Annotated in this window: 18 protein-coding genes; 14 read left to right on the top strand and 4 right to left on the bottom strand. The window is 41.1% G+C overall.

What is annotated here, in order from left to right; all coding sequences use genetic code 11:
- Together P20480_RS18475 and rsmF are read right to left on the bottom strand one after the other, a co-directional pair.
- Positions 1-362 (bottom strand): acyltransferase family protein (locus P20480_RS18475; protein WP_033025683.1); only part of this gene is annotated, 362 nt, incomplete at its 3' end.
- 994 nt (positions 363-1356) lie between these two features.
- Positions 1357-2796 carry a 16S rRNA (cytosine(1407)-C(5))-methyltransferase RsmF gene (gene rsmF, locus P20480_RS05575; RefSeq protein ID WP_008131238.1) on the bottom strand — a complete coding sequence of 480 codons (1440 nt, stop codon included), beginning with the start codon at positions 2794-2796 and terminating at the stop codon, positions 1357-1359.
- Between the two features lie 265 nt (positions 2797-3061).
- Here rsmF and P20480_RS05570 point away from each other — a divergent pair, with 265 nt between their 5' ends.
- The 5 genes from P20480_RS05570 (at position 3062) to prpF (ending at position 9798) form a co-directional block, all read left to right on the top strand.
- A complete protein-coding gene (locus tag P20480_RS05570) occupies positions 3062-3748 on the top strand; it encodes a GntR family transcriptional regulator (protein WP_010556308.1) in 687 nt (228 codons plus the stop codon).
- Positions 3749-3877: 129 nt separating this feature from the next.
- Positions 3878-4756 (top strand): methylisocitrate lyase, encoded by an 879-nt coding sequence (prpB, locus tag P20480_RS05565; protein WP_006794390.1) that lies wholly within the window; start codon positions 3878-3880, stop codon positions 4754-4756.
- Between the two features lie 46 nt (positions 4757-4802).
- Entirely contained in the window at positions 4803-5930 is a 1128-nt protein-coding gene (prpC, locus tag P20480_RS05560) for a bifunctional 2-methylcitrate synthase/citrate synthase (RefSeq protein ID WP_006794389.1), read from the top strand.
- A 76-nt stretch (positions 5931-6006) separates the two neighbouring features.
- The gene (gene acnD, locus P20480_RS05555) at positions 6007-8613 is read left to right on the top strand and encodes a Fe/S-dependent 2-methylisocitrate dehydratase AcnD (RefSeq protein ID WP_008131244.1); all 2607 of its coding nucleotides are present in this window, start codon (positions 6007-6009) and stop codon (positions 8611-8613) included.
- Positions 8614-8628: 15 nt separating this feature from the next.
- Complete coding sequence (prpF, locus tag P20480_RS05550; RefSeq protein ID WP_008131246.1) at positions 8629-9798, top strand: 2-methylaconitate cis-trans isomerase PrpF; 1170 nt, start codon at positions 8629-8631, stop codon at positions 9796-9798.
- 101 nt (positions 9799-9899) lie between these two features.
- On the opposite strand, the gene moeA is transcribed toward prpF, so the two are convergent.
- Entirely contained in the window at positions 9900-11117 is a 1218-nt protein-coding gene (gene moeA, locus P20480_RS05545) for a molybdopterin molybdotransferase MoeA (protein ID WP_008131248.1), read from the bottom strand.
- A gap of 42 nt (positions 11118-11159) precedes the next feature.
- On the opposite strand from moeA, the gene modA reads away from it, so the two are divergent.
- The 3 genes from modA to P20480_RS05530 are packed head-to-tail and all read left to right on the top strand — an operon-like array spanning position 11160 to position 13606.
- Entirely contained in the window at positions 11160-11912 is a 753-nt protein-coding gene (modA, locus tag P20480_RS05540) for a molybdate ABC transporter substrate-binding protein (RefSeq protein ID WP_008131251.1), read from the top strand.
- Positions 11899-12576, top strand: coding sequence for a molybdate ABC transporter permease subunit (modB, locus tag P20480_RS05535; RefSeq protein ID WP_008131252.1), 678 nt, complete (start codon positions 11899-11901; stop codon positions 12574-12576). Before modA ends, modB begins: the two co-directional genes overlap by 14 nt.
- A gap of 1 nt (position 12577) precedes the next feature.
- Positions 12578-13606, top strand: coding sequence for an ATP-binding cassette domain-containing protein (locus P20480_RS05530; protein WP_008131254.1), 1029 nt, complete (start codon positions 12578-12580; stop codon positions 13604-13606).
- A gap of 13 nt (positions 13607-13619) precedes the next feature.
- Here the strand turns inward: P20480_RS05530 and P20480_RS05525 are convergent, their stop codons facing one another.
- Positions 13620-14375, bottom strand: a complete 756-nt coding sequence (locus P20480_RS05525; RefSeq protein ID WP_008131256.1) for a HesA/MoeB/ThiF family protein — start codon at positions 14373-14375, stop codon at positions 13620-13622.
- Positions 14376-14663: 288 nt separating this feature from the next.
- Here P20480_RS05525 and P20480_RS05520 point away from each other — a divergent pair, with 288 nt between their 5' ends.
- The 6 genes from P20480_RS05520 to moaA all read left to right on the top strand — a co-directional run bounded on the left by P20480_RS05520 (position 14664) and on the right by moaA (position 24539).
- Positions 14664-16133 (top strand): NarK family nitrate/nitrite MFS transporter, encoded by a 1470-nt coding sequence (locus tag P20480_RS05520; protein ID WP_008131258.1) that lies wholly within the window; start codon positions 14664-14666, stop codon positions 16131-16133.
- Positions 16134-16142: 9 nt separating this feature from the next.
- Positions 16143-17882, top strand: coding sequence for a bifunctional protein-serine/threonine kinase/phosphatase (locus P20480_RS05515; protein WP_008131259.1), 1740 nt, complete (start codon positions 16143-16145; stop codon positions 17880-17882).
- Positions 17883-17891: 9 nt separating this feature from the next.
- Positions 17892-19085: an alginate export family protein gene (locus P20480_RS05510; protein ID WP_008131261.1), complete on the top strand. Its 1194-nt coding sequence runs from the start codon at positions 17892-17894 to the stop codon at positions 19083-19085.
- 227 nt (positions 19086-19312) lie between these two features.
- A complete protein-coding gene (locus P20480_RS05505; protein WP_083830916.1) occupies positions 19313-20839 on the top strand; it encodes an FAD-dependent oxidoreductase in 1527 nt (508 codons plus the stop codon).
- Between the two features lie 21 nt (positions 20840-20860).
- Positions 20861-23551, top strand: coding sequence for a nitrate reductase (locus P20480_RS05500; protein ID WP_008131265.1), 2691 nt, complete (start codon positions 20861-20863; stop codon positions 23549-23551).
- A gap of 16 nt (positions 23552-23567) precedes the next feature.
- Entirely contained in the window at positions 23568-24539 is a 972-nt protein-coding gene (moaA, locus tag P20480_RS05495) for a GTP 3',8-cyclase MoaA (protein ID WP_004587751.1), read from the top strand.

Genomic DNA, 24539 nt, shown 5'->3' on the forward strand with positions numbered 1-24539 from the left:
TAACCAGATTCTAACCAATAAATATTATTTGATATAAAACCTATGCTACTTACAGCATGTTTGGCTAGGGATTTATAATCCACAGGGGAAAGATAAAACCAGCCAAATATTAACAAAACTATACACAAAATGGCTAAAGCGGGAATGATTCTGTTAGCACGAGCAATGTAGAATTTTATTATTGAGAAGTTTTGTTGTTCTAATCCTTTAAATATTATTCCTGTCATTAAAAAACCAGAGATGACAAAAAAAACATCTACACCAGCAAAACCACCAGGCATCCAACTAGGGTTAAAATGAAATAATACTACAGCTATAACGGCGATGGCTCTTAAGCCGTTAATATCTTCTCTGAAATGCACTTTGACTCTCCATATCAATTTATCTTTTATTGTATATTAATCAATTGTTATTACAACTATGTAGTCTTATTAGCGGCTTCTGATTTTTAAATTTATTTGTAAAAAAGCTTCATATCGTAAAGGTAGGAAATATTTATCCAAACAGAATAATTTCATAAAGAGGTGTAAATTAGAAAACACTAAGAATTCAACTAAAGCTTTTTATTTTGTCATTAGATCACTTTTCTAAAGCGCAGTTCCTATTAACCATTTTGTGAATATTTAATTAATTATTAATAACTTGAGTGAGCAAGCTTCACGCTTACGGTGTGAAATTGACTTTGCTTTGTAGACGTAGAGCTTGCTCACGTTAGAAGCGCAGCTTCTTTTTAAAAGATCATTTGCACAAAGAGAAGTAAATGAGGAGACATTAAAACACAAATTATGATTTCCTTACTTTATCACTAGATCACTAGATCACTTCTCTATAGCGCAGCGTCTCTTAACCTCTTTGTGAATATTTAATTATTTTTTAATAACTTGCGTGAGCAAGCTTCACGCCTACGGTGTAAAGTTTAAGTTAGTTTTGTAGACGTTGAGCTTGCTAACGTTAGAAGCGCAGCTTCTTTTTAAAAGTTCATTTGCACAAAGAGAAGTAATTAGGAGCAAATGAGAAGTCATTAAAACGCTTAATATGGTTTGCTACCTTTATTACTAGATCACTTCTCTAAAGCGCAGCGTCTCTTAACCTCTTTGTGAATTTTTATTTCATTTCACTGGTGAATTAAAGTAGACAAAAAAATGCCCAGAGTGATTTAGGGAAACTACTGGGCTATAACGGGCTCTTTTGAGCCTTGCGCTAACTAAAAACTTTCTAATTCATAGGGAGAAGTTGAAAGTATTTTAAGTATAGCCAAAGCTCTTAAAATTACACATTTTTAGGTTGTTTTTTATACTGCAATTAATACAAACACTTAAGTGTGTTGTACACATTTTATACGTGATTTAAGTATGTTTACTCCCAGTTTATTAACTGGGTATTTTGCACTAGATCGCGCGGTAGTGAGTTTTTGATCTTATTTTTTTGCCATTTACCTAGCCCAATTGGGCAGCCGCATAAAGTTAATACCACTTCGCCTAGCTCTTTTGTGGACTCGGCTAATCGAACATCTTTACCATTAAAGTAGTCGTTTGCTTGTTCGCTATTTAGCGCATACGTGTTGGTTTTACACGCACTGCCTAAAACTGTAGCAAACTCGTGGGTTAGCCTTACGCCATTTTTATGAATAATGCCTATTTGAATACCTAAGCGTGCGTATTTAATTTTGTTTTGAATGGCATCAAACCCCTGCGGGAATAACCACAGTTCTTTGTCGCGCTGCATTAATGTGCCGGGTAAGTTTGTTAAACCAAAGTGTTTTTTAAGCTCGCTCATAAATGCAGTTGTTGGTTTTTTATCAAACTCAACAAACGGAAATGCGCCTTTTTTAACTGTTTGGTTTGGGTTGTTACAACTTGCATGCTTTTTAAACTTAGCAATAAAAAAGCCTTCGCTGTCGTAGGTTTGCGGCCATACATGCAAATAGCCCTCGGCCGTTGTTGCTTTATCGGCGCCCGGAAATAAATCGCTAAGCGACTCGGGCGTTATAAACTCGCCAAATTCAGCAAGCAAATATTCGCATACTTGCTGGTTTTCGAGCGGGGTGAGCGTACAGGTTGAATAAACAAGCGTGCCGCCAGGTTTTAACGCGTAAAATGCGCTTTTTATTAAGTCTTTTTGTACTTGGGCTATTTGAATGTTTGATTCGATTGACCAATTTTTTAATGCGTCTGCGTCTTTACGCACGGTGCCTTCGCCAGAGCAGGGCGCGTCTAGCAATATGCTATCGAAACATTCATACATGTAGTTACCAAATATAACGCCATCAAAGTGTGAAAGCGCACAGTTACCCACACCCATACGTTTTAAGGTGGCACTCAATACTTTTAAACGCGACGACGAAAGCTCATTAGCAACCAACACGCCTTGGTTGTTCATTAGTGCTGCTAGCTGCGATGTTTTAGAACCTGGCGCCGACGCCATATCAAGTACGGTGCTACTTGTTTGTATACTTTGCTTAAGCGCAATAGGCGGCAGCATTGAGCTTGCCTCTTGCACGTACATGGCGCCGCTTAAATGCAAGTCGGTATTACCCAGGGCTAGATTTTGTTCTTCATTACTTGGGCGCTCCAGCCAAAAGCCTTCGCTGCACCAAGGAATTGGCGTAAGTTGCCAATTTTTTTGCTCCGCTTTTTTAATAAAGTCTTCAACGGTTATTTTTAATGTATTAACGCGGATAGATTTTCTGAGTGGGCGACGACACGCATTTATAAAGTCATCTAACTTTAAATGATTAGGCAGGTAGGTTTTTACGTCGTCGATAAAGTGCTCAGGAATAAAAGTATTGGCGTTCACGCGCTAGCTCGTACATTAAAAATAAAGCGCGATTTTAGCATTTAAATAACTAAATTTCAGTGATAAAAACGCGCCACCTAATTAACTGGCGCTGTCGACACTTTGTGGTTTTTAGGTATTTATAAACTATTTTGATCATACTTTAGACTAATAGTGTCGACAATGAGGCTGTTTTTTAGCTTTTATGTTGGGTTTTAGGGTTGACATGTTTTTTTAATGCGCCCATTATGGCGATACAAATTGTCGACAATCTAAAAAATAACTTATGACAGACTCATTTTCAAACGAAGCGCCCGTTACCACAGCATCCGATCAGGTATTTGTAAATATGCGCCGTGAGATTGTTGAGGGCACTATTGCCCAAGGTAGTAAAATTTCGGAGCCTGAGCTTGCAAAGCGTTACGGCGTAAGCCGCGCAACATTGCGTGAGGCGCTAAACCGCCTTGAAAGCTGTTATTTAGTTGAGCGCAAAGCCAATGTAGGTTGCCGTGTTGTAGCGCTAACAGCTGAGCGTTTAATTGAGGTTTACCAAGTACGTAGCTCGCTTGAGGGCTTGGCGTGCCGCTTAGCTGCCGACAATATGGAGCCTGATGAAATTAAAGGCTTAAAGCAATTGCTTAATCAACATTTACAAACGCAGCGCGTTAAAGAAGGCGAGTCGTACTACCAAGAGGCGGGCGATTTAGATTTTCATTATCGCATTATCAAAGGCAGTAAAAACGCGCATTTGATTCACTTGCTTTGTAACGACCTGTATCAATTAATACGCATGTACCGCGTGCAAATGGGCATGGTGGGGCCGCGTGTATCAAAAGCGTTTGACGAACACTTAGCCATTATTAACGCGATTGAAAACCACGACGGCGAACTGGCCGAAATGCTAATGAAGCGCCATATAAGTGCGTCGCAAGCGAATATTCAAACCAAATTTGATTTATACCAATCTGAATAATTGTTTACTCACACAGATTGGTATTGGCCGCTAAAAGCTAAAAGTTAAGCAAAATAGTTAAAGCGTCATATAGAAAGATTAAAAATATAAGTTACTCCATGTAGCCACCGTTCAAAGAGAGGAAATGACATGTCAGCAGGATATAAGTTTAAACAAGCTATTGCTAATAACCGCCCATTACAAGTAGTGGGCACTATTAATGCCTACACAGCGATGATGGCTGAAAAAATGGGTCATCAAGCTATTTACCTTTCGGGTGCGGGTGTTGCTAACGCTTCTTTCGGTATGCCTGATTTAGGTATGACTAGCCTAGACAACGTACTTGAAGATATTCGCCGTATTACCGGTGCAAGCGATTTACCTTTACTTGTTGATGCCGATACCGGTTGGGGCGGGGCGTTTAATATTGCACGTACCGTTAAAGAAATGACCAAAGCAGGCGCGGCGGGTTTTCATATAGAAGATCAAGTGGCGCAAAAGCGTTGTGGCCATCGCCCAAATAAAGAAATTGTAAGCCAGGGCGAAATGGTTGACCGTATTAAAGCCGCGGTAGATGCCAAAACCGATAGCGATTTTTACATTATGGCGCGCACCGATGCGTTTCAAAAAGAAGGCTTAAATGCGGCCATTGACCGCGCAGCAGCCTGTGTTGAAGCTGGTGCCGATGCTATTTTTGCTGAAGCTGTGCACGACCTTGCCGATTACCAAGCATTTGCCAATGCGTTAAATGTGCCTATTTTGGCTAACATTACTGAGTTTGGCCAAACGCCAATTTATACCAAAGAGCAGCTAAGTGATGTGGGCGTTGAAATGGTGCTTTACCCACTCAGTGCGTTTAGAGCGATGAATAAAGCGGCACTTAACGTTTACTCGGCTATTTTAAATGAAGGCTCGCAACAAAGCGAAATTGAAAACATGCAAACCCGAGCTGAGCTTTATGACTTTTTAGATTACCACACATACGAAAACACACTCGATAACCTTTTTTCATCAAAATCTGACAAATAATAATTATTAAATTAGACAACACACAAATTTAAGATAGGAGAAGATCATGGTAGATAAAGCATTAGGTGGCGCAGGTTTACGCGGACAAGTAGCAGGCCAAACGGCATTATGTACAGTTGGCCAAAGTGGCTCGGGCTTAACGTATTGTGGTTACGACATCAGCGAGCTGGCTGAAAAAGCGCAGTTTGAAGAAGTGTCGTTTTTACTTTCACGCGGTGAGTTACCTACATCTAGCGAGTTGGCTGAGTACAAAGCAAAACTAAAAAGCTTACGTGGCTTGCCAGATGCACTTAAAACCGTGCTTGAAAATATTCCTAAAGACGCGCACCCAATGGACGTAATGCGTACAGGTTGCTCTATGTTGGGTAACCTTGAAATGGAACTTGATTTCAGCCAAGCAAACGATGCGATTGACCGCATGGTTGCAGTGTTCCCAAGTATTATTTGTTACTGGTACCGCTTTTCACACGATGGTGTTCGTATTGAAACACAAACAGACGACGATTCAGTAGGCGCACACTTTTTAACGTTATTACACGACAAAGCACCAAGCGAGTTGTTTGCGCAAGTAATGAATGTGTCGCTTATTTTATACGCAGAGCACGAATTTAATGCCTCTACATTTACAGGGCGCGTATGTGCTTCTACCTTGTCTGATATTCATTCGTGTGTAACGGGTGCGATTGGTACGTTACGCGGGCCATTACATGGTGGTGCAAACGAAGCTGCAATGGACATGATTGAAGGCTTTACTAGCGCAGAACATGCTGAGCAAGAAGTAATGGGTATGCTTGAGCGTAAAGATAAAATTATGGGCTTTGGCCATGCTATTTACCGTGAGTCTGACCCGCGTAATGTAATTATTAAAAAGTGGTCTGAAAAATTAGCAGCAGAGGTGGGCGATGATGTACTTTACCCGGTTTCTGTTCGTTGTGAAGAAGTAATGTGGCGCGAGAAAAAGTTATTTTGTAATGCTGATTTTTTCCATGCATCGGCTTATCACTTTATGGATATTCCCACTAAGCTGTTTACGCCAATATTTGTAATGAGCCGCGTTACTGGTTGGACAGCACATGTTAAAGAACAACGTGCTAATAACCGTATTATTCGCCCAAGTGCAGATTACACAGGGCCAGACGCACGCAGCTATACGCCAATTGAATCAAGAGGCTAATTAGTTAGCATGTAAGGTGAGCCTAGCTCACCTTTTTGCCTTTTTATTTCCCGTCACTTATTAGCGAATTTTTATTATGACCATAATTAATAACACTCAGTACCGCAAACCGCTTGCGGGCTCAAATGTAGATTACTACGATACCCAAGCCGCTGTTGATGCCATTAAACCAGGCGCTTATGCTACTCTCCCTTACAGCTCTCGTGTATTTGCAGAAAACTTAGTACGCCGCTGCGACCCTGCCATGCTTACCGATGCACTTAGCCAAATAATTGAGCGTAAACAAGATTTAGATTTTCCGTGGTATCCGGCGCGTGTGGTGTGCCACGATATTTTAGGCCAAACGGCCCTTGTTGATTTAGCAGGCTTGCGCGATGCCATTGCGGCTAAAGGTGGCGATCCGTCTAAAGTTAACCCAGTGGTACCAACGCAGCTAATTGTTGACCATTCGTTAGCGGTTGAACATGCAGGGTTTGATCCTGAGGCATTTGAAAAAAACCGTGCCATTGAAGACCGCCGAAACGATGACCGTTTTCATTTTATAAACTGGACTAAAACCGCGTTTAAAAATATTGATGTGATCCCGCCTGGTAACGGCATTATGCATCAAATTAACCTTGAAAAAATGTCGCCTGTTATTCAAAACCGCGATGGTATTGCATTCCCCGATACGCTAGTAGGTACCGACAGCCACACCCCGCATGTTGATGCATTAGGTGTTATTGCAGTGGGTGTAGGCGGGCTTGAAGCTGAAAGCGTTATGCTTGGCCGCGCGTCGTACATTCGTTTACCCGATATTGTAGGCGTAGAGCTTACGGGTACTCGCCAGCCTGGTATTACCGCTACCGATATTGTGTTGGCGATTACTGAGTTTTTACGCGAGCAGCGTGTTGTATCGACCTATTTAGAATTTTACGGCGAAGGCGCCGATGCTTTAACGCTTGGCGACAGAGCAACTATTTCGAACATGACGCCAGAATTTGGTGCGACTGCGGCGATGTTTTATATCGACGATAAAACAATAGACTATTTACGTTTAACAGGGCGCGATGAAGAGCAAATAGCCCTTGTAGAAAACTACGCTAAAACGGTTGGCCTTTGGAGCGATAGCTTAAAAACCGCAAAATACGAGCGTGTTTTGACTTTTGATTTATCAAGTGTTGGCCGCAATATTGCGGGGCCTTCTAATCCACATCGTCGTGTTTCAACCAGCGATTTAGCGAAAGAAGGTATTTCGGGCGTTATTGAAAACGAAGAAGGCTTAATGCCAGACGGTGCGTGTATTATTGCGGCAATTACCAGTTGTACTAATACCAGCAACCCGCGCAATGTAATAGCTGCAGGTTTGTTAGCGCGTAATGCCAATGCAAAAGGGTTAATGCGCAAACCTTGGGTTAAAACGTCGTTAGCGCCGGGCTCAAAAGCCGTGCAATCGTACCTTGAAGACGCAAACCTATTGCCAGAGCTTGAGCAGCTTGGTTTTGGTATTGTTGGCTTTGCGTGCACTACCTGTAACGGTATGAGTGGGGCGCTTGACCCTGTGATTCAAAAAGAAGTAATAGATCGCGATTTATACACAACGGCTGTGCTTTCGGGTAATCGTAACTTTGACGGGCGTATTCACCCTTATGCAAAACAAGCCTTTTTGGCATCACCGCCTTTGGTTGTAGCTTATGCTATTGCGGGTACGATTCGTTTTGATATTGAAAAAGATATTTTAGGACAAGATCAACAAGGTAATGATGTAACGCTTAAAGATTTATGGCCAACCGATGAAGAAATAGATGCGGTAATTCAGCAAAGCGTTAAGCCTGAGCAATTTAAAAAAGTGTACGAGCCTATGTTTGACTTAACCGTAGATTACGGTGAAGACAACGACCCACTTTACGATTGGCGAGCGCAAAGTACCTATATTCGCCGCCCGCCTTATTGGGAAGGAGCACTTGCTGGTGAGCGTACCATGAGTGGTATGCGTGCATTAGCGGTATTGGGCGACAATATTACAACGGATCATTTATCACCTTCTAACGCAATTATGGCAAGCAGTGCTGCGGGCGAATACCTCACTAAAATGAATGTGCCAGAAGAAGACTTTAACTCGTATGCAACGCACCGCGGCGACCATTTAACGGCCCAGCGTGCCACGTTTGCAAACCCTAAATTACTTAACGAAATGGTACTTGATGAAAACGGTGACGTTAAGCAAGGGTCTTACGCACGTTTAGAGCCCGAGGGTGAAAACACGCGCATGTGGGAAGCAATCGAAACCTACATGCAACGTAAACAACCACTTATTATTGTGGCCGGTGCTGATTACGGGCAAGGATCGTCGCGCGATTGGGCGGCAAAAGGGGTAAGGCTTGCCGGTGTTGAAGTTATAGCTGCTGAAGGCTTTGAGCGTATTCATCGTACTAATTTAATTGGTATGGGCGTTTTACCACTTGAGTTTGCACCAGGCACGACACGTAAAACACTAAATCTTGATGGTAGTGAAAGCTACGATGTAAAAGGCGCACCAGCACCGGGCGCCACTTTAGAGCTTGTGATCACCCGTAAAAATGGTGAAGTGCTAACTGCAGCAATGAAATGCCGATTAGATACGCAAGAAGAGCTTTCTATTTATGCTGCTGGTGGTGTATTACAGCGTTTTGCTCAAGACTTTTTAGAAGCGACAAACGCGTAATAAGGATTTAAAAATATGTTTAAACCACAAATAAAAGTGCCCGCGACTTACATGCGTGGCGGCACGAGTAAAGGTGTGTTTTTTAATTTAACCGATTTGCCAAAGCCTGCCCAAGTGGCAGGTGAGGCGCGCGATAATTTATTACTTCGTGTTATTGGTAGCCCCGATCCATATGGTAAACAAACCGACGGCATGGGCGGTGCAACATCAAGCACCAGCAAAACGGTTATTTTAAGTAAAAGTGAGCAAACAAATCACGATGTAGATTATTTGTTTGGGCAAGTAGCTATTGATAAAGCGTTTGTTGATTGGAGCGGTAACTGCGGTAATTTAACCTCTGCCGTGGGGGCTTTTGCAATTAGTAATGGCTTAGTTGATAAAAACCGTGTGCCCGATAATGGCATAGCTATTGTGCGTGTTTGGCAGGCTAATATTAAAAAAAGCATTTTAGTGCATGTACCTATGACTAATGGCGAAGTGCAAGAAACCGGTGACTTTGAGCTTGACGGCGTGACGTTTCCTGCAGCAGAAGTAAAGCTTGAGTTTGTAGACCCTGCTGATGGGGATGGGGCTTTATTTCCAACGGGTAATGTTGTTGACGATTTAGAGGTGCCAGATGTTGGTACGTTAAAGGCGACGATGATTAATGCGGGTATTCCAACTATTTTTATTAATGCTGAAGATATTGGTTATACCGGCACTGAGCTGCAAGACGACATTAATAACGATGACGCTGCGCTTGAAAAGCTTGAAACAATACGTGCTTATGGCGCTGTTAAAATGGGCTTAATTACTAATATAAATGAAGCACAAGCGCGCCAGCATACACCTAAAGTTGCGTTTGTTGCTAAGCCTGTGGCGTATAACGCATCAAGCGGTAAACACATTGTTGCTGGCAGTATTAATTTATTAGTACGTGCTATGTCGATGGGTAAATTACATCATGCCATGATGGGAACAGCCGCCGTTGCAATTGGCACCGCAGCAGCAATTGACGGTACGTTAGTAAATATGGCTGCTGGTGGTGGCGCATTGAGTGAAGTGAATTTTGGTCACCCCTCGGGCACGTTAAAAGTAGGCGCTGAAGCTAAAAAGATTAATGGAGACTGGCAAGTTACTAAAGCGAGTATGAGCCGAAGCGCCAGAGTATTGATGGAAGGGGTTGTGAGAGTTCCTCAAAGCTAGATAATTACCACCATGGGCTACTTGGTATTTTAAAGGATATAAAAGGCTCTATCTTAAATTAGTTTTTGTTAAAGCTAGGCTATTAATAGCCTAGCTTTTTACTATTTCAGTAGTTCTATTTCAACAGTTTCGCCTTGTGCAATGTTTCCGCTTTGTGCAAGGACTACAATTAAACAGTTAGCTTTACTAAGAGACGACAGTACGCCTGAGCCTTGTTTTTCAACAGGTGCGACAACAAGGTTATTGTTTTCGTCGTTACTGGCAATACCACGTTGAAAGTCTGTTCGGCCTGGGCGCTTTTTAATTTGTTGAGTTGTGACTGCTTTTAAACGAAGTGTGGGTTTAGACTCATTGCCAGATAGTTTAGTCAATGCTGGTTTTACAAGTCGCTCAAGCGTAACGGCTGCAGAAACTGGATTACCAGGTAAACCAAAAAAGTAGCTGTTAGGCAATTTACCAAAGGCAAATGGTTTGCCTGGTTTCATGGCTATTTTCCAGAAGTGTATATCGCCAATGTCGTTTAGTACTTCTTTTGTGAAGTCGGCTTCACCAACCGATACACCACCAGAGCTAATAACGGCATCGGCTTGCTCGTCCGCTTTTAAAAAGGTATTTTGAATAAGTGTTTTGTCATCGGGAATAATACCAAAATCAATCACCTCTATATTTGGATTATTAAGCTCGCTAATAATTACAGCACGATTACTTTCATAAATAGTGCCTGCAGGAAGTGCATTACCCGGCTCTATTAGTTCGTCTCCAGTTGAGAACACGGCTACTTTGAGTGTTTGGTAAACGTTTACTTCGTTAATACCAATAGAGGCTAATAATCCAACGTCTACGCCTTTAAGTTTTCTGCCTGCTTTTAATACCACACTGTTTTTTGCAATATCTTCACCTGCAAAACGGACATTGTTATTGTGCTCAATAGTGCCTGTAAACGTAATTTCATCGTTATTTACAGTGGCGTTTTCTTGCATAACAACCGCGTTAGCACCTGGCGGAAGTGCTGCACCGGTCATGATTCTTACGCATTGACCGGGCGTTAGCGTTTTGTCGAAGGTTTGACCCGCAAATACACTGCCTATTTGCGTGTAGGTGGTTAGGCCGTCGCTAATACACAATGCATAGCCGTCCATCGCAGAGTTGTCATGTGCGGGCACATTAATTGTTGATTGAACATCAGTAGCCAAAATTCGGCCAACACTACTCATTACAGGTATTGTTTCGGGATGCTTATTAAAGCTAATTGCATCTAACATATTACTGATTGCGGTTTCTATTGGTAATAAACCGGGTGCATTGCAAACATCGTTCATATATATTGCTTACTTAATTCATTTTTTAAAACAATACTTACAATGTCAAAGCTTTACAATACATGGCTGGGTTATTTTTTGTTTGGTATTTGCGTGTTTTCAAGCTCGTTAAACGCAAAAGAAACAATACATGTTGCGGTGGCAAGTAATTTTAAAACCGTGTTACAAACTTTACTGCAAGACTCCCCAATACCGGGTATACAAGTAAAAATATCAGCGGCTTCTAGCGGTGTTTTATATTCTCAAATTGTACATGGAGCGCCGTTTGATGTGTTTTTATCGGCTGATAATGTACGCCCGCAAGCTTTAATAAAAGAAGGGTTTGCTAGTCACAGTAGCTTAATTACCTATGCACTTGGTGAACTTGCTGTGTGGCAGCCCAATGCTAATAAAGTAAATAATAAAGTGGCGATAGCTAATCCGCGTTTTTCACCTTATGGGCAGGCGTCTGAGTTTTACGCGAATGCCAATTTTAAAAAGCCAATAAATTATGTGTATGGTAATAATATTACGCAAGCTTTTCAGTTTGTTCAAAGTGGGAATGCATCTGTAGGGGTCGTGGCTGTCTCTACATTAAAAATGGCGTTTAATAATAGTCAGGACCCACAGTATTTGTCGTACAGGTTAATACCACCTAGCGAGTATCCCGAAATTATTCAACAGGGGGTTATTATTAAATCGAGTAAAAAACTGGCAAGCGCTCAAAAGCTTATGGACTTTTTAATGACCAGTGACACTCAACTTAAGCTTGTCGAATTAGGATATAGAACGAAGGACAGCAATGCTTCAAAGTGATTTAACTGCACTGTGGTTAACAATTAAACTAGCCTTTATAACCGCTATATTACTACTGGCTTTTTGTATTCCTGTTGCATATAAACTAGCGGGGTACAAAGGTAAATTTAAACCGTTTTTAGAAGCGCTTATTGCAATGCCTTTAGTATTGCCACCGACCTTACTTGGTTTTTATTTACTTGTTTTATTTTCACCCACACATGCTTTTGGGCAATTTTGGTTTTGGCTAACAGGCACCCAGCTTGCGTTTAGTTTTCAGGGTGTTGTTATTGGTTCGCTTTTTTATTCTTTGCCGTTTGTAATGCAACCCTTAGTGGCAGGGTTTAAGCAGATTAACCACACCTATAACGAGGCTGCAATTGCCTTGGGTTTGAGTCACTTTAAGCGTTTTTTTTACTTAATATTGCCGTTGTTAAAACCTAGTATTGGTAGTGCATTTGCACTGGGGTTTGCGCATACGCTCGGGGAGTTTGGCTTAGTGCTGATGATTGGTGGCAATATACAAGGAGAAACACAGGTTGTTTCTATTGCTTTGTACGACCATGTAGAGTCGTTAAACTATGCAGCGGCGCATCAGCTTTCGCTTATTTTACTCGCTATTTCATTTGCGTGTTTAGTGCTGTTATTTAAATTTAATAAAAGCATAGTGGGGGTTAAGCAATAATATGATTAAGTTAGCCCTTTATAAATCGCTAAATAGCTTTGATTTAGACATAAACCTTCACCTTGAATCTTTTACTATTGCGGGAATTTTTGGCCCATCGGGCTCGGGTAAGTCCACCTTGCTACGTTGTATCAGTGGCCTTGAAGGTGAGCAGAGTGTTTATATAAATGATAAATCGGTACATCATTTACCAACTGAACAACGCGGTGTTACGTTGCAAGTTCAATCTTGCCCATTATTTCCGCATTTGGATGTAGCAGGTAATTTAGCGTTTACACAAAAGCATTGTTTTAATAGGCAAACTGACTTAACTGAACAAAAAGTTATTGATGCTCTTGAGTTACACCCCTTACTTAAACGCAACGTTCAAAGCTTGTCTGGCGGGGAGCGCCAACGGGTGGTGTTTGCACGGACGTTGTTGGCAGGTCAAAAATTAATTATTTTAGATGAGCCATTTAGCGCACTTGATTGGCCGCTGCGCTTTAAAACACTCTCAACATTAAGTGAATTGGCGGCAACGTTTACTATTAAATTTATTATAGTGAGCCACTCGTTAAAAGAACTATTATTTTGTTGCGATACCCTGGTGCAGCTTAATAAGGGTAAAGTAATTAACCATGGCCCGAGTGCGCAGGTGGCTAAAGCTATTTACGCTAATAATAAACAAGCACCGCTGAGCTTAATTAACTTTAAAATCATTACATTTGATGAAAAATACGGTGTGTATTTGCTTAAACTCCACAAAAGCGAGCAGCAGCTGTTTGCATTACCCAGCGCTGTAGAGCAAGGAAATAAACTTATATTAGAGTGTGAGCAAATATCGGTAAGTGCAGAAATGCCATTAAACACAAATAACAGCAATGTTTTAATATCTACGCTGCACAGTGCAGAACTTATAGATAAAACATGGCAACTTACGCTAGATGTAGACGGGCAAAGCTTGTATTGCTTACTTTCACCAAGAGTATGGGATCAAAAAAACTATAAAGTAGGCGATACACTTTATGCGACTATTCATAATCTAGAGTAATGTAAAGTGGGTTTTAGCTGCACGTAGCACAATGACTGTTTTTTGTGATTTTAAAGCGACTAAACTCCATACTTAAACCATCAACCAGCAGTAAATGTTCGCTCAACCCGCTTGGTAATCCAGCAAGCATTTTTAACGCTTCAGTGGCCTGAATACTGCCAATTAATCCTACAATGGGCGATAGCACGCCTGATTCTGAGCAGCTTTGTGTTTGATCAGACATAAACTGCGATAAACACTCATAACAGTGGCTATTTTCTTGCATTGTAAAACAGGCAACTTGGCCTTCCATTCTAATTGCAGCGCCCGATACTAGTGGGGTTTTTGTTTTATAACAGGCTGTGTTTAATACATTACGTGTAGTTAAGTTATCAGAGCAATCAATGACTATATCAATATTTTTTAATAGCTCGTCAAGCTTTGACTTTTCATCTAAAAATACATCGATTGTATGTATATCTATTTCATCATTTAAGCTAGTTAACTGCGCTTTGGCGGCGTGAGTTTTTAAGCACCCTACATCCGTTTGTTTATAAAGCACCTGCCTTTGCAAGTTAGTAGCATCAACCACGTCGTTATCTACAAGCGTTAACGTACCCACACCAGAGGCAGCTAAATACTGAGCAACCGGGCAGCCTAAGCCACCTAAACCGACTATAAGCGCATGAGATTGCCATATTTTTTCTTGTCCCTCTATATCTAATTTAGGAAGCATTATGTGGCGCGAGTAACGTAGTTGTTGTTGGTAAGTCAGGGCTGGTTTAGTCATTAGCGGCTTCTCATTATTTTTATACACAATAGCAATTTTTAGAATATGTGGGCAAGAACGCGGTTAAAAGTAATTGCACTGTTAGTGCTCACTTTGATTACCTTAACAGTGCAAATGAAAATTATAACGAATTAGAAAAAACATAAGTTAATGATTTTTAAATAAATAAATTATTGGCTCACTAATTGCTCAGCATGGTTAACGTGAAATTAACAAATGCAGCGGTTTAATTAATAACAAAGTAGTAACTGCTATAAATAACTACAAACGTAACTAAGGAAAAATAACATGCAACCGAGTACTGGGTTTAATCTCATATCGTTTAGCGGAAAAATGAAAATATTGCATTTAAGCTGGATGGTGTTTTTTATCTCATTTTTTGTCTGGTTTAACCATGCGCCATTATTAGGCGCTATAGCGGGTTCGCTAGGTATTACTATGGCACAAGTAAAAACGCTGCTTATTTTAAATGTGGCACTAACCATTCCTGCTCGCGTGGTTGTGGGCATGTTAACTGATAAATTTGGGCCTCGCATCGTTTATGCATCATTACTGATTTTATGTAGCATCCCATGTTTTATGTTTGCGATGGCCACCACGTTTGAGCAAGCCGCTATCGCGCGTTTTGCACTTGGCTTTATTGGTGCGGGTTTTGTTGTGGGCATTCGCATGGTGAGCGAGTGGTTCCCGGCAAACGAGTTGGGTACAGCAGAAGGTATTTACGGTGGCTGGGGTAACTTTGGCTCGGCAGCTGCTGCAATGCTATTGCCTGTATTAGCGCTTATGTTTGGCGGTGACGATGGCTGGCGTTATGCGATAGGCCTAACCGGTGTATTAAGTGTCATTTTTGGTGTTATTTGGTACATCAGCGTAACTGACACGCCAAAAGGTGGCACTTACTTTAAACCAAAAAAAGTAGGAGCAATGGAAGTAACCAGCAAAGGCGACTTTGTACTACTTCTTATAATGAAGCTACCTATGTACGGTGCTTTAGCACTACTTACTTGGAAGCTTTCTCCTACTGGTGCAAATTTACTTTCTGAAAATTTTGTTATTGGTACATATGTATTTTTGGTGCTGCTTTATCTTTACGAAGTTTATAAAACGTACGACATAAACGGCCATATTTTTAAGCAACCTGTTCCTGAATCACACCGTTACGAATTTAAACAAGTTGCCGTTTTAAATATTCTTTATTTTACAACGTTTGGCTCAGAGCTTGCCGTTGTATCTATGTTGCCATTATTTTTTAGTGAGGTGTTTGGCCTTGATATGGTATACGCAGGCTTACTTGCATCAGCGTATGCGTTCATGAATTTAGCTTCTCGCCCGGGTGGTGGTTGGATCTCAGATAGAATGGGTCGTCGTAAAACACTTATTGTACTTACCACAGGCTTAGCTGTAGGTTATTTTGTTATGGGCTTAGTTGACGCTAGTTGGCCGCTTTGGCTTGCAGTTGCTGCTGCCATGGCGTGTTCGTTTTTTGTGCAAGCGGGGGAAGGCGCTGTATTTGCCGCTGTGCCACTTATTAAACGCCGTTTAACGGGTCAAATTGCAGGTATGACGGGCGCCTACGGCAATGTAGGAGCTGTCGTGTATTTAACGGCGCTCTCATTAGTTGATTACCAAACATTCTTTATGATTATTGCGGCAAGTGCATTATTAGGCTTAGGTGCATTACTTTTCATGAAAGAACCCGATGGCCACATCACAGAAGTAAACGAAGATGGCACCGTTGAACTTATTTCTGTGACTTAAGGCATACATATGTTTGATGAAACCCAAAAAGCCAGCGCACTTACAAACGAACTTAACGTTGAGTTTGGTGGGCACAGTAGCAAAGGTATAAAAACCGAAAACCAAGATGCGTTTGCTGCTCTTAATACTCAAGCGCAAGAAAAAGAGTCAAAAGGGGTTATTGCCTGCTTGGCCGATGGGTGTTCATCAGCAAGAAATGCTAAACAAGCGTCGCAGTTATCGGTAACGCACTTTATAAATGAGTATTTAAATACACCACCAAGTTGGGCCGTTAAAAAGTCGGTATCTAAGGTATTGGCCAGTTTAAATCAGTGGCTTTATTCGCAATCGGTTAACTACAATCACCTTGGCCAGCGCCAAGCAGATTGGATGACCACGTTTACAGCGCTTATTTTAAAATCGGCCACGGGTTATATTTTTCATTTAGGTGATACCCGAATTACGCGGTTACGTGCAAAAAGTATGGAGGCGATAACACGCGACCATAAAGTAAACGATACTCTAACGCGAGCTTTAGGCGCGCAGCTTCATCAAGAAATTGATGTATACGAAGTTGAACTTAAAGCTGATGATATTTATATACTTACCTGCGATGGTGTACACGATGTGTTGCCATACAGTGATATACAAAAGCTAATTGATGAGCATACTAATTTAGAGCACGCAGCAAAAGCAGTCACAGAGCTTGCCATAGCAAGAGGCAGTGACGACAACGTAAGCTGCTTACTTGTAAAAGTTAATAGTATTGCAAAACAAAATTTAGACGAGTTATATCACTCTTTAACTAGGCGAAAAATTCCGCCACCGTTAAAAGTTGGCCAAAAAATTGATGACTTTACTGTTATCCGTGAATTACACGCTAGTAGCCGCTCGCATATTTATTTAGTGCAACAAACACCCGATACGCCGCCGGTTGTATTAAAAGCGCCTTCGGTAAATTTTGAAGACGATGTGCACTACCTACAAGGCTTTATAAGAGAAGGCTGGGTAGGGCAGCGTATTAATCATCCCAATGTAATGAAGGTTTTAAATACGCAATCGCAAAGCCGATTTTTATATCATATTTGCGAATACATGGACGGGCAAACATTGAGTGATTGGAAGCATGATGTGCCGCATCCAGAAATTACCCAAGTGCGTAGTATTATTGAACAAATAGTACAAGCACTCAGAGCATTTCAGCGTTTGGATATGGTGCATCGCGATTTAAAACTCGATAACGTGATGATAGACGCTCACGGCAAAGTAACATTAATCGATTACGGCACGGTAAGTGTTGCGGCTATGGATGAGTCGGTAAAGCAAATTGCAGATGATTGCCCGCAAGGTACGGTAGATTACACCGCACCAGAGACGCTTATCACTATGCACGCCGATTTTAAGAGTGATTTATTTTCGCTAGGCGTTGTTGCGTACGAATTATTATGTTCAAAATTGCCGTATCAGCCACTCGCGCATAATCATGTACCAAAAGATTATAGTCACTGGCAATACACTAGTATTCGTAAACACAGAGCAGATATCCCGTTTTGGTTAGATCAGGCTTTAATGAAAGCATTGGCTCCCAAACCTGAATTCAGATACCACGCATTTTCTGAATTTATAAGCGATATCAATAAACCTAATCCACATTTAAAAAGTACCGCCCCGAAAGACTCAATAATGAAACGCGATCCGGTTTTAGTCTGGAAAAGTATTTCGTTGTGTTTATTTATAGCCTTGGTGTGTGTACTCATAATTAAAAACTAAGAGATAAACATGTTAAATCATAAAAAAAACTTACCTATTATTTTTATACTGGGTAGCTTAACTGCGCCTTCAATTAGTGTTGCAGCGCAAACCGATCTTAACTTTAGACTGCGTTTTGAAAGCGCAGAGCAAGATAACGCGTTAAAAGATGCAAGTAGCTTAACGCTGCGTACACGCCTTACTCATAAAACAGATGAAGTGAATGGTTTTTCTGCACTTATTGAAGTTGAAGACAGCAGAAGCCTGTTAGGTGTAGACGATTACAACAATACACTGGGTAAAAATACTAATTACTCAGTAATAGCCGACCCAGAAACCACAGAAGTAGATCAAGGTTTTATAAAATACGCGAAAGATTCGTTATCATTTAAAGTGGGTAGGCAAGTAATAGCGCTTGATGGACAACGATTTGTGGGCCACGTTGGCTTTAGACAAGACAGGCAAACTTTTGATGCAGCAACAGTCAATTACACGTTTAATGATATTAATTTGCACTATAGCTACATAAGCAAGCGCAACCGTATATTTGCCGAAAGCAAAGATATTGATTCATCCGATCACCTTATCAATGCAAGTTTTAAAACAAGCTTGGGTAAAGTGGTTTTATACAGTTACTTATTAAGTAACGACGCAGTAGATGATGACAGCTTAGATACCTATGGTGTTTCTTTTAATGGTAATAAAACGCTCAGCAATACTAAGGTTTACTATAAAGCAGAGTATGCCACGCAATCTGCATCAACGAGCATGAGTGATTTTGATGCTGATTATTATGCATTTGAAGGCGGCGTTGATTTAGCCGGTTTAGGTATTAAAAACGTGACACTAAAAGCCGGTATTGAGTCACTGGGCTCTGATAATGGCGATTATGGCTTTGCTACGCCACTTGCCACAATGCATAAATTTAATGGTTGGGCTGATACGTTTTTAGCAACGCCTGCACAAGGGCTTGATGACACTTATGTAAGCTTAAATGGTAAAGCCTTTGACGGTAAATGGTTAGTGGCTTATCACAGCTTTGATGCAAACGATAATGCAAACGGTGTTGATGATTTAGGCTCAGAGCTTAATGTGCAATACGTTAAGCCTATTAATAAAACCTATGCCGTAGGCGCTAAATATGCCGATTATTCAGCAGGCGATAGCGCTGCAGGCAAAGTTGATACCCAAAAACTATGGGTGTGGGTGAGCGCTAAATTTTAAGTATTTAACCAGAACTCTGGTTATTTAATTTGAAGCGTTACAAGTTGGTGCAATAGCGCCAGCTTGTGGTGCTTCCACTTCTTTTTTACTGCACCAATTTGGTTAAGTCACTGTAATATATTGATTATATATCTGGCTTGCATATTGCTATAACAACTACATAACAAATTATACGTTTGAAGTACTCATTTATGCATTGAGTACTTTGAACAAAACAGGTGATTTTAATGCCAAGCAAGCAGCGTGTTGTCGTCGTAGGAAACGGGATGGTTGGGCATCATTTTGTACAGCAGCTAGTATCGCAGCAAGGTGATAACAAAAATGTTGATATTACCGTGCTCAGTGGTGAAGACCGCCTCGCTTATGACCGCGTTCAGCTCTCGTCATTTTTTAACGGCAAAACCGAAGACGATTTAGCACTTACCTGCAGTAAAACCTATCAAGATTGGCAAGTGTGTTTCCATACTCATTCTAAAGTGGTTGATATAAACCGAGATGCAAAAACGGTTACTACTGCAAAAGGCGAGTTATTTGAATACGACAAGCTAATACTGGCAACGGGTTCGTTTGCATTTGTGCCACCCATTCCAGGTAAAGATCGTGAGCATTGCCTCGTTTACAGAACCATTAACGATTTACACGCTATAAAAAAATCAGCACAAGATAGTAAAGTAGGCGTTGTTATTGGTGGTGGTTTACTAGGGCTTGAAGCAGCCAACGCATTAAAGCAGCTTGGCTTGCAAACCCATGTAATAGAATTTGCACCACAACTTATGGGCGTACAAATAGATGGGGCTGGTGGGCGATTACTTAAAAATAAAATTACTGAACTTGGCGTTAAAGTGCATACCTCAGTGGCGACAGAGCAAATTATAGAAGGTGAAAACAGCCGTTATAAAATGTGCTTTAAGGGTGGTCAAACCCTAGAAACCGACATGATAGTATTTTCGGCCGGTATTCGCCCATACGATAACCTAGCTCGCGAGTTTAATTTAGAAATAGGTGAGCGCGGCGGCATCGTAATAAACAACCATTGCCAAACGACTGATAAAAATATATACGCTATAGGTGAATGCGCGCTTTGGAATAACTTTATTTTTGGTCTTGTAGCACCGGGCTACGCGATGGCAAAAGTAGCGGCGGGGCATGTTTTAAAACATCTCTCTTCAAGTACAGCTTCAAACACACCTTTAAGCAACTATTCAAACAAAACTGATGAATTTAGCGGCGCCGATATGAGCACTAAGCTTAAATTAATGGGTGTTGAAGTGGGCTCAATTGGTGATGCCCATGCACGCAGTGAAGGCGCAATTAGCTATTACTTTGAAGATCAGCCAAACGGTATTTACAAAAAAGTAGTCACTAATGAGCAAGGCAATAAACTCATAGGTGCTGTACTGGTTGGCGATACCAGTGATTACGATAATTTATTGCAGTATCACTTAAATAGTATAGACCTTAGTGTGCCCGCAGAGTCTTTAATAATGCCGCTTGCAGGTGACGCGGGCGAGCTAAGCGCTGATGATTTACCAAGTGATGCCATTATTTGTGCGTGCCATAAAGTGACAAAACACACTATCGAACAAGCGGTTATACAAGGTTGTAGCGATTTAAATAAAGTGCAGCAAGCTACTAAAGCAAGTACGGGGTGTGGAGGCTGTGAAAAACTAGTGCAAAGCGTTATTAGCAGTGCACTTAATAATAAAATAGCCACGCTAACCCCAGTAGATGAACCTGTATCACAGAGCGCTTAACACTCACAATAAGAGAGCAGTATGGAAACTTTAAACACTTGTTCAAACACGCCTTTGCTTAAACAAACTACCTGCGCTTATTGTGGTGTAGGCTGTGGGGTTGATATTTCATTATTAAATAATACCCCAACAAAACTTGAAGGCACGCGCGAGCACCCCGCTAATTTTGGCCGTTTATGTGTTAAAGGCACGCATTTGCTTGACACAACCGGCAGTGATAACCGCTTAACATTGCCCCTTATTGATAACGAACCCGCTAGCTGGGATATGGCAACTGATTACGTTGCAAATAAATTTAACGCCATTATTAAAGAACATGGGCCGGAATCGGTTGCGTTTTATGTATCGGGGCAGTTACTCACTGAGGATTACTACGTTGCCAATAAATTAATGAAAGGCTACATAGGCTCAGGCAATATAGATACAAACTCAAGGCTGTGTATGTCATCGGCGGTTGCCGGTTATAAACGTGCGTTTGGTGAGGACGTAGTACCATGTACCTACGACGATTTAGAGCAAACTGAGCTACTTATTTTAATTGGCTCAAATGCAGCTTGGACTCATCCGGTGCTTTACCAGCGTATGGAGCGCGCAAAAAAGCTTAATCTAAACATGAAAGTTGTGGTTATCGACCCGCGAAAAACCGATACAGCCGAACTTGCCGATACCTTTTTAAATATAAAACCAGGCAGCGACGCAGCACTTTATAACGGCTTACTTAATTATTTAAGTGAACATAACTATTTAGATACGCAATTTATAAACGAGCATACAAACGGCTTTGAAACAGCGCTTGCAGAGGCTAAAAAGTGGAGTATTAAAGCGGTCAGTGACTTTTGTGATATCGATGCGCAGCTAGTCAGTGACTTTTACGCCTTATTTGCACAAAGCCCAACCGCCATTAGTTTTTATTCAATGGGTATTAACCAATCAAGCTCAGGGGTTGATAAGTGTAATGCCATTATAAATGCGCATTTAGCGTCGGGCAAATTGTTAAAACCTGGATGTGGCCCGTTTTCAATAACTGGGCAACCTAATGCAATGGGTGGGCGTGAAGTAGGTGGCTTGGCAAATCAATTAGCAGCACATTTAGACATTGAAAACGAAGCGCATCAACAGTTAGTGCAGCGTTTTTGGCAATCACCAACAATAGCTAAAAAAGTAGGTTGCAATGCTATTGATATGTTTGATGAAATCGCCAAAGGAAAAATAAAAGCTATTTGGGTAATGGCAACCAATCCAATGGTAAGCCTACCTAATAACGCAGCAATACAACATGCACTTGAGCAATGTGAGCTGGTGGTTGTGTCTGACTGTATAGCCAAAAGTGATACGCTAAAATTTGCTAATGTGGCGTTTCCCTCAACCGGATGGGGCGAAAAAAACGGCACAGTAACTAACTCAGAGCGCAGAATATCGAGGCAGCGCCCGCTAGTTGAGCCATTTTCGGGGGCTAAAAACGATTGGCAAATAATGTGCCTAGTTGCCAAAAAAATGGGCTTTGAAGGATTTGATTTTACAGACCCCAGTGGCATTTTTGAAGAATGGGCACAACTTACTGATTTCGAAAATAACGGTGATAGGCTATTAAACTTATCAGCTTTAGTAGGGCTTTCGCAGCAGCAGTACGATAACTTAAAACCAGTTATGTGGCCGGTACTAAAAAATGAACCATATAAAAACGGGCAGGTTTTTGTTAATAAACAATTTAGCACCGCAGATAAAAAAGCCCGCTTTATACCTATAACGCCTAGGCTTCCTGTGCAGCAAACATCAAGCGATTACCCGTTTGTAATGAACTCAGGGCGAATACGCGACCAATGGCATACAATGAGCCGCACTGGGAAAAGTACAGCGCTTTCTACTCATATAACCCGCCCATACATTGAAATAAACCCCATTGATGCCAGCAGACTAAATATAAAAGCAAACGATTTAATAACTGCCAATGCTAAAACTGGGCAGGTTACAGCTCATGCAAAAATAACGGATGCCGTGCGTAAAGGTGAGTGTTTTATGCCTATTCACTGGAACAAGCAATTTGCCTCATCCGCTACGGTAAGTAGGCTTTATCAATCGGTTGTTGACCCTATTTCGGGCCAGGCTGAGTGTAAGCATGGTGCTGTTGATTTAGTTAAAGCGCAGTTTGCTCAGTACATGCAAGTTTTTAGCAAAACAGAGCTTAAAATAACCAGTGATTTTTGGCTTAAAGTTAACGCAAGTAATTGTGTTAACTATCAGTTAGCGCTCAATGAGCCACAAAATGATTTGCTTTATTATTGCCAAACACTGACAGGGTTACAAGGGCAGTGGTCGGCAATGGGCAGTGCAAAAGCAATGCATGTTCAATGTATTCAAAACCAGCAGTTAGTGTTTGTTGCGGTCATTTCGTCGGCTCAAAAAGACATATCACTTGAGTGGATAAATCATTTATTTGCAAAGCCTTTAATAACCTTTAGCCAATTACAGTCATTGTTGTATGCCACGCCTGATGAAGAATTTACTCAAGGCGCACAAGTATGTAGTTGCTTTAAAGTACGTGAACAACCCATTATAAACGCCATTAAAAGTGGTGAAAATACAGTAGAACAATTGGGGTCTAAACTAAAATGCGGCACTAACTGTGGGTCGTGTAAAACCCAGTTAAGCCAATTAATAAAGCAGCATACTACGCAAAACGCTAACAGTATTGATGTTGCAGTTGAAATGTAAATAAACAAGGAAGCATATGCTTAATGATCAATTTGGTCGGCAGTTTAACTATTTGCGCCTCTCAATTACCGATGTGTGTAATTTTAGTTGCACCTATTGTTTACCAAACGGGTATCAGTGCGATACCCCGCGTAACTTTTTAAATAAAAACGAAATAAACACTTTAGTAAATGCGTTTGCGCAATTAGGCACAAAAAAAGTGCGCATTACGGGCGGTGAGCCGTGTTTACGCAGTGACGTAACCGACATTATAAAGCAATGTAAAAACATTCCAGGCATAGAAAAAGTCGCCATAACAACTAATGGTTTTAACTTATTTAATAAAATTGATGAGTTTTACAGGGCTGGCCTAGATGCCCTAAACATTAGTATAGATAGCTTAAACCCGAGCATGTTTAAATTAATTACAGGACACGACAAGCTAACTCATATTTTAAAAGGAATAGACCGGGCAATTGAGCTGGGTATAAAAGACATAAAAATAAATGCAGTGCTGGCTAAGCAATTTAATAAAAACCAATTAAATGATTTTTTAGACTGGGTAAAACATAAAAAAGTAACGGTACGCTTTATCGAATTAATGGAAACAGGTAATGGTGCCACCTTTTTTGAACAAAACCATTTAAGCGGGCAAAGTGTTAAAACGCAGCTTTTAGCACAAGGTTGGTTACAGGTAGTAAGAGGTAAATTAAACGGCCCTGCAGAGGAGTTTTGTCACCCCGATTTTGAGGGGCGCATTGGCTTAATTATGCCCTACAGTAAAGATTTTTGTAAAAGCTGTAACCGATTAAGAGTATCGCCATTAGGCAAATTACATTTGTGCTTGTTTGCCGAGCAGGGAATAGACTTACGCCCGCATTTAAATGCGCAAGATATGCCAGCCACTGTAAATGCGATTCAAGCGGCAATGGGCAATAAAACCATTAGCCATGAGCTTGATAAGCGCTTAACGGGCGCCACAACCCATTTAGCTATGTTGGGCGGCTAA

The organism is Pseudoalteromonas sp. BSi20480 (assembly GCF_000241365.1).
Classification (GTDB): Bacteria; Pseudomonadota; Gammaproteobacteria; order Enterobacterales; family Alteromonadaceae; genus Pseudoalteromonas; species Pseudoalteromonas marina.

Excerpts from the sequence above, each read along its gene's own strand:
- P20480_RS05570 (WP_010556308.1), top strand. The coding sequence starts at position 3,062 with ATGACAGACTCATTTTCAAACGAAGCGCCCGTTACCACAGCATCCGAT.
- prpB (WP_006794390.1), top strand. The coding sequence starts at position 3,878 with ATGTCAGCAGGATATAAGTTTAAACAAGCTATTGCTAATAACCGCCCA.
- prpC (WP_006794389.1), top strand. The coding sequence starts at position 4,803 with ATGGTAGATAAAGCATTAGGTGGCGCAGGTTTACGCGGACAAGTAGCA.
- acnD (WP_008131244.1), top strand. The coding sequence starts at position 6,007 with ATGACCATAATTAATAACACTCAGTACCGCAAACCGCTTGCGGGCTCA.
- prpF (WP_008131246.1), top strand. The coding sequence starts at position 8,629 with ATGTTTAAACCACAAATAAAAGTGCCCGCGACTTACATGCGTGGCGGC.
- moeA (WP_008131248.1), bottom strand. The coding sequence starts at position 11,117 with ATGAACGATGTTTGCAATGCACCCGGTTTATTACCAATAGAAACCGCA.
- modA (WP_008131251.1), top strand. The coding sequence starts at position 11,160 with ATGTCAAAGCTTTACAATACATGGCTGGGTTATTTTTTGTTTGGTATT.
- modB (WP_008131252.1), top strand. The coding sequence starts at position 11,899 with ATGCTTCAAAGTGATTTAACTGCACTGTGGTTAACAATTAAACTAGCC.
- P20480_RS05530 (WP_008131254.1), top strand. The coding sequence starts at position 12,578 with ATGATTAAGTTAGCCCTTTATAAATCGCTAAATAGCTTTGATTTAGAC.
- P20480_RS05525 (WP_008131256.1), bottom strand. The coding sequence starts at position 14,375 with ATGACTAAACCAGCCCTGACTTACCAACAACAACTACGTTACTCGCGC.
- P20480_RS05520 (WP_008131258.1), top strand. The coding sequence starts at position 14,664 with ATGCAACCGAGTACTGGGTTTAATCTCATATCGTTTAGCGGAAAAATG.
- P20480_RS05515 (WP_008131259.1), top strand. The coding sequence starts at position 16,143 with ATGTTTGATGAAACCCAAAAAGCCAGCGCACTTACAAACGAACTTAAC.
- P20480_RS05510 (WP_008131261.1), top strand. The coding sequence starts at position 17,892 with ATGTTAAATCATAAAAAAAACTTACCTATTATTTTTATACTGGGTAGC.
- P20480_RS05505 (WP_083830916.1), top strand. The coding sequence starts at position 19,313 with ATGCCAAGCAAGCAGCGTGTTGTCGTCGTAGGAAACGGGATGGTTGGG.
- P20480_RS05500 (WP_008131265.1), top strand. The coding sequence starts at position 20,861 with ATGGAAACTTTAAACACTTGTTCAAACACGCCTTTGCTTAAACAAACT.
- moaA (WP_004587751.1), top strand. The coding sequence starts at position 23,568 with ATGCTTAATGATCAATTTGGTCGGCAGTTTAACTATTTGCGCCTCTCA.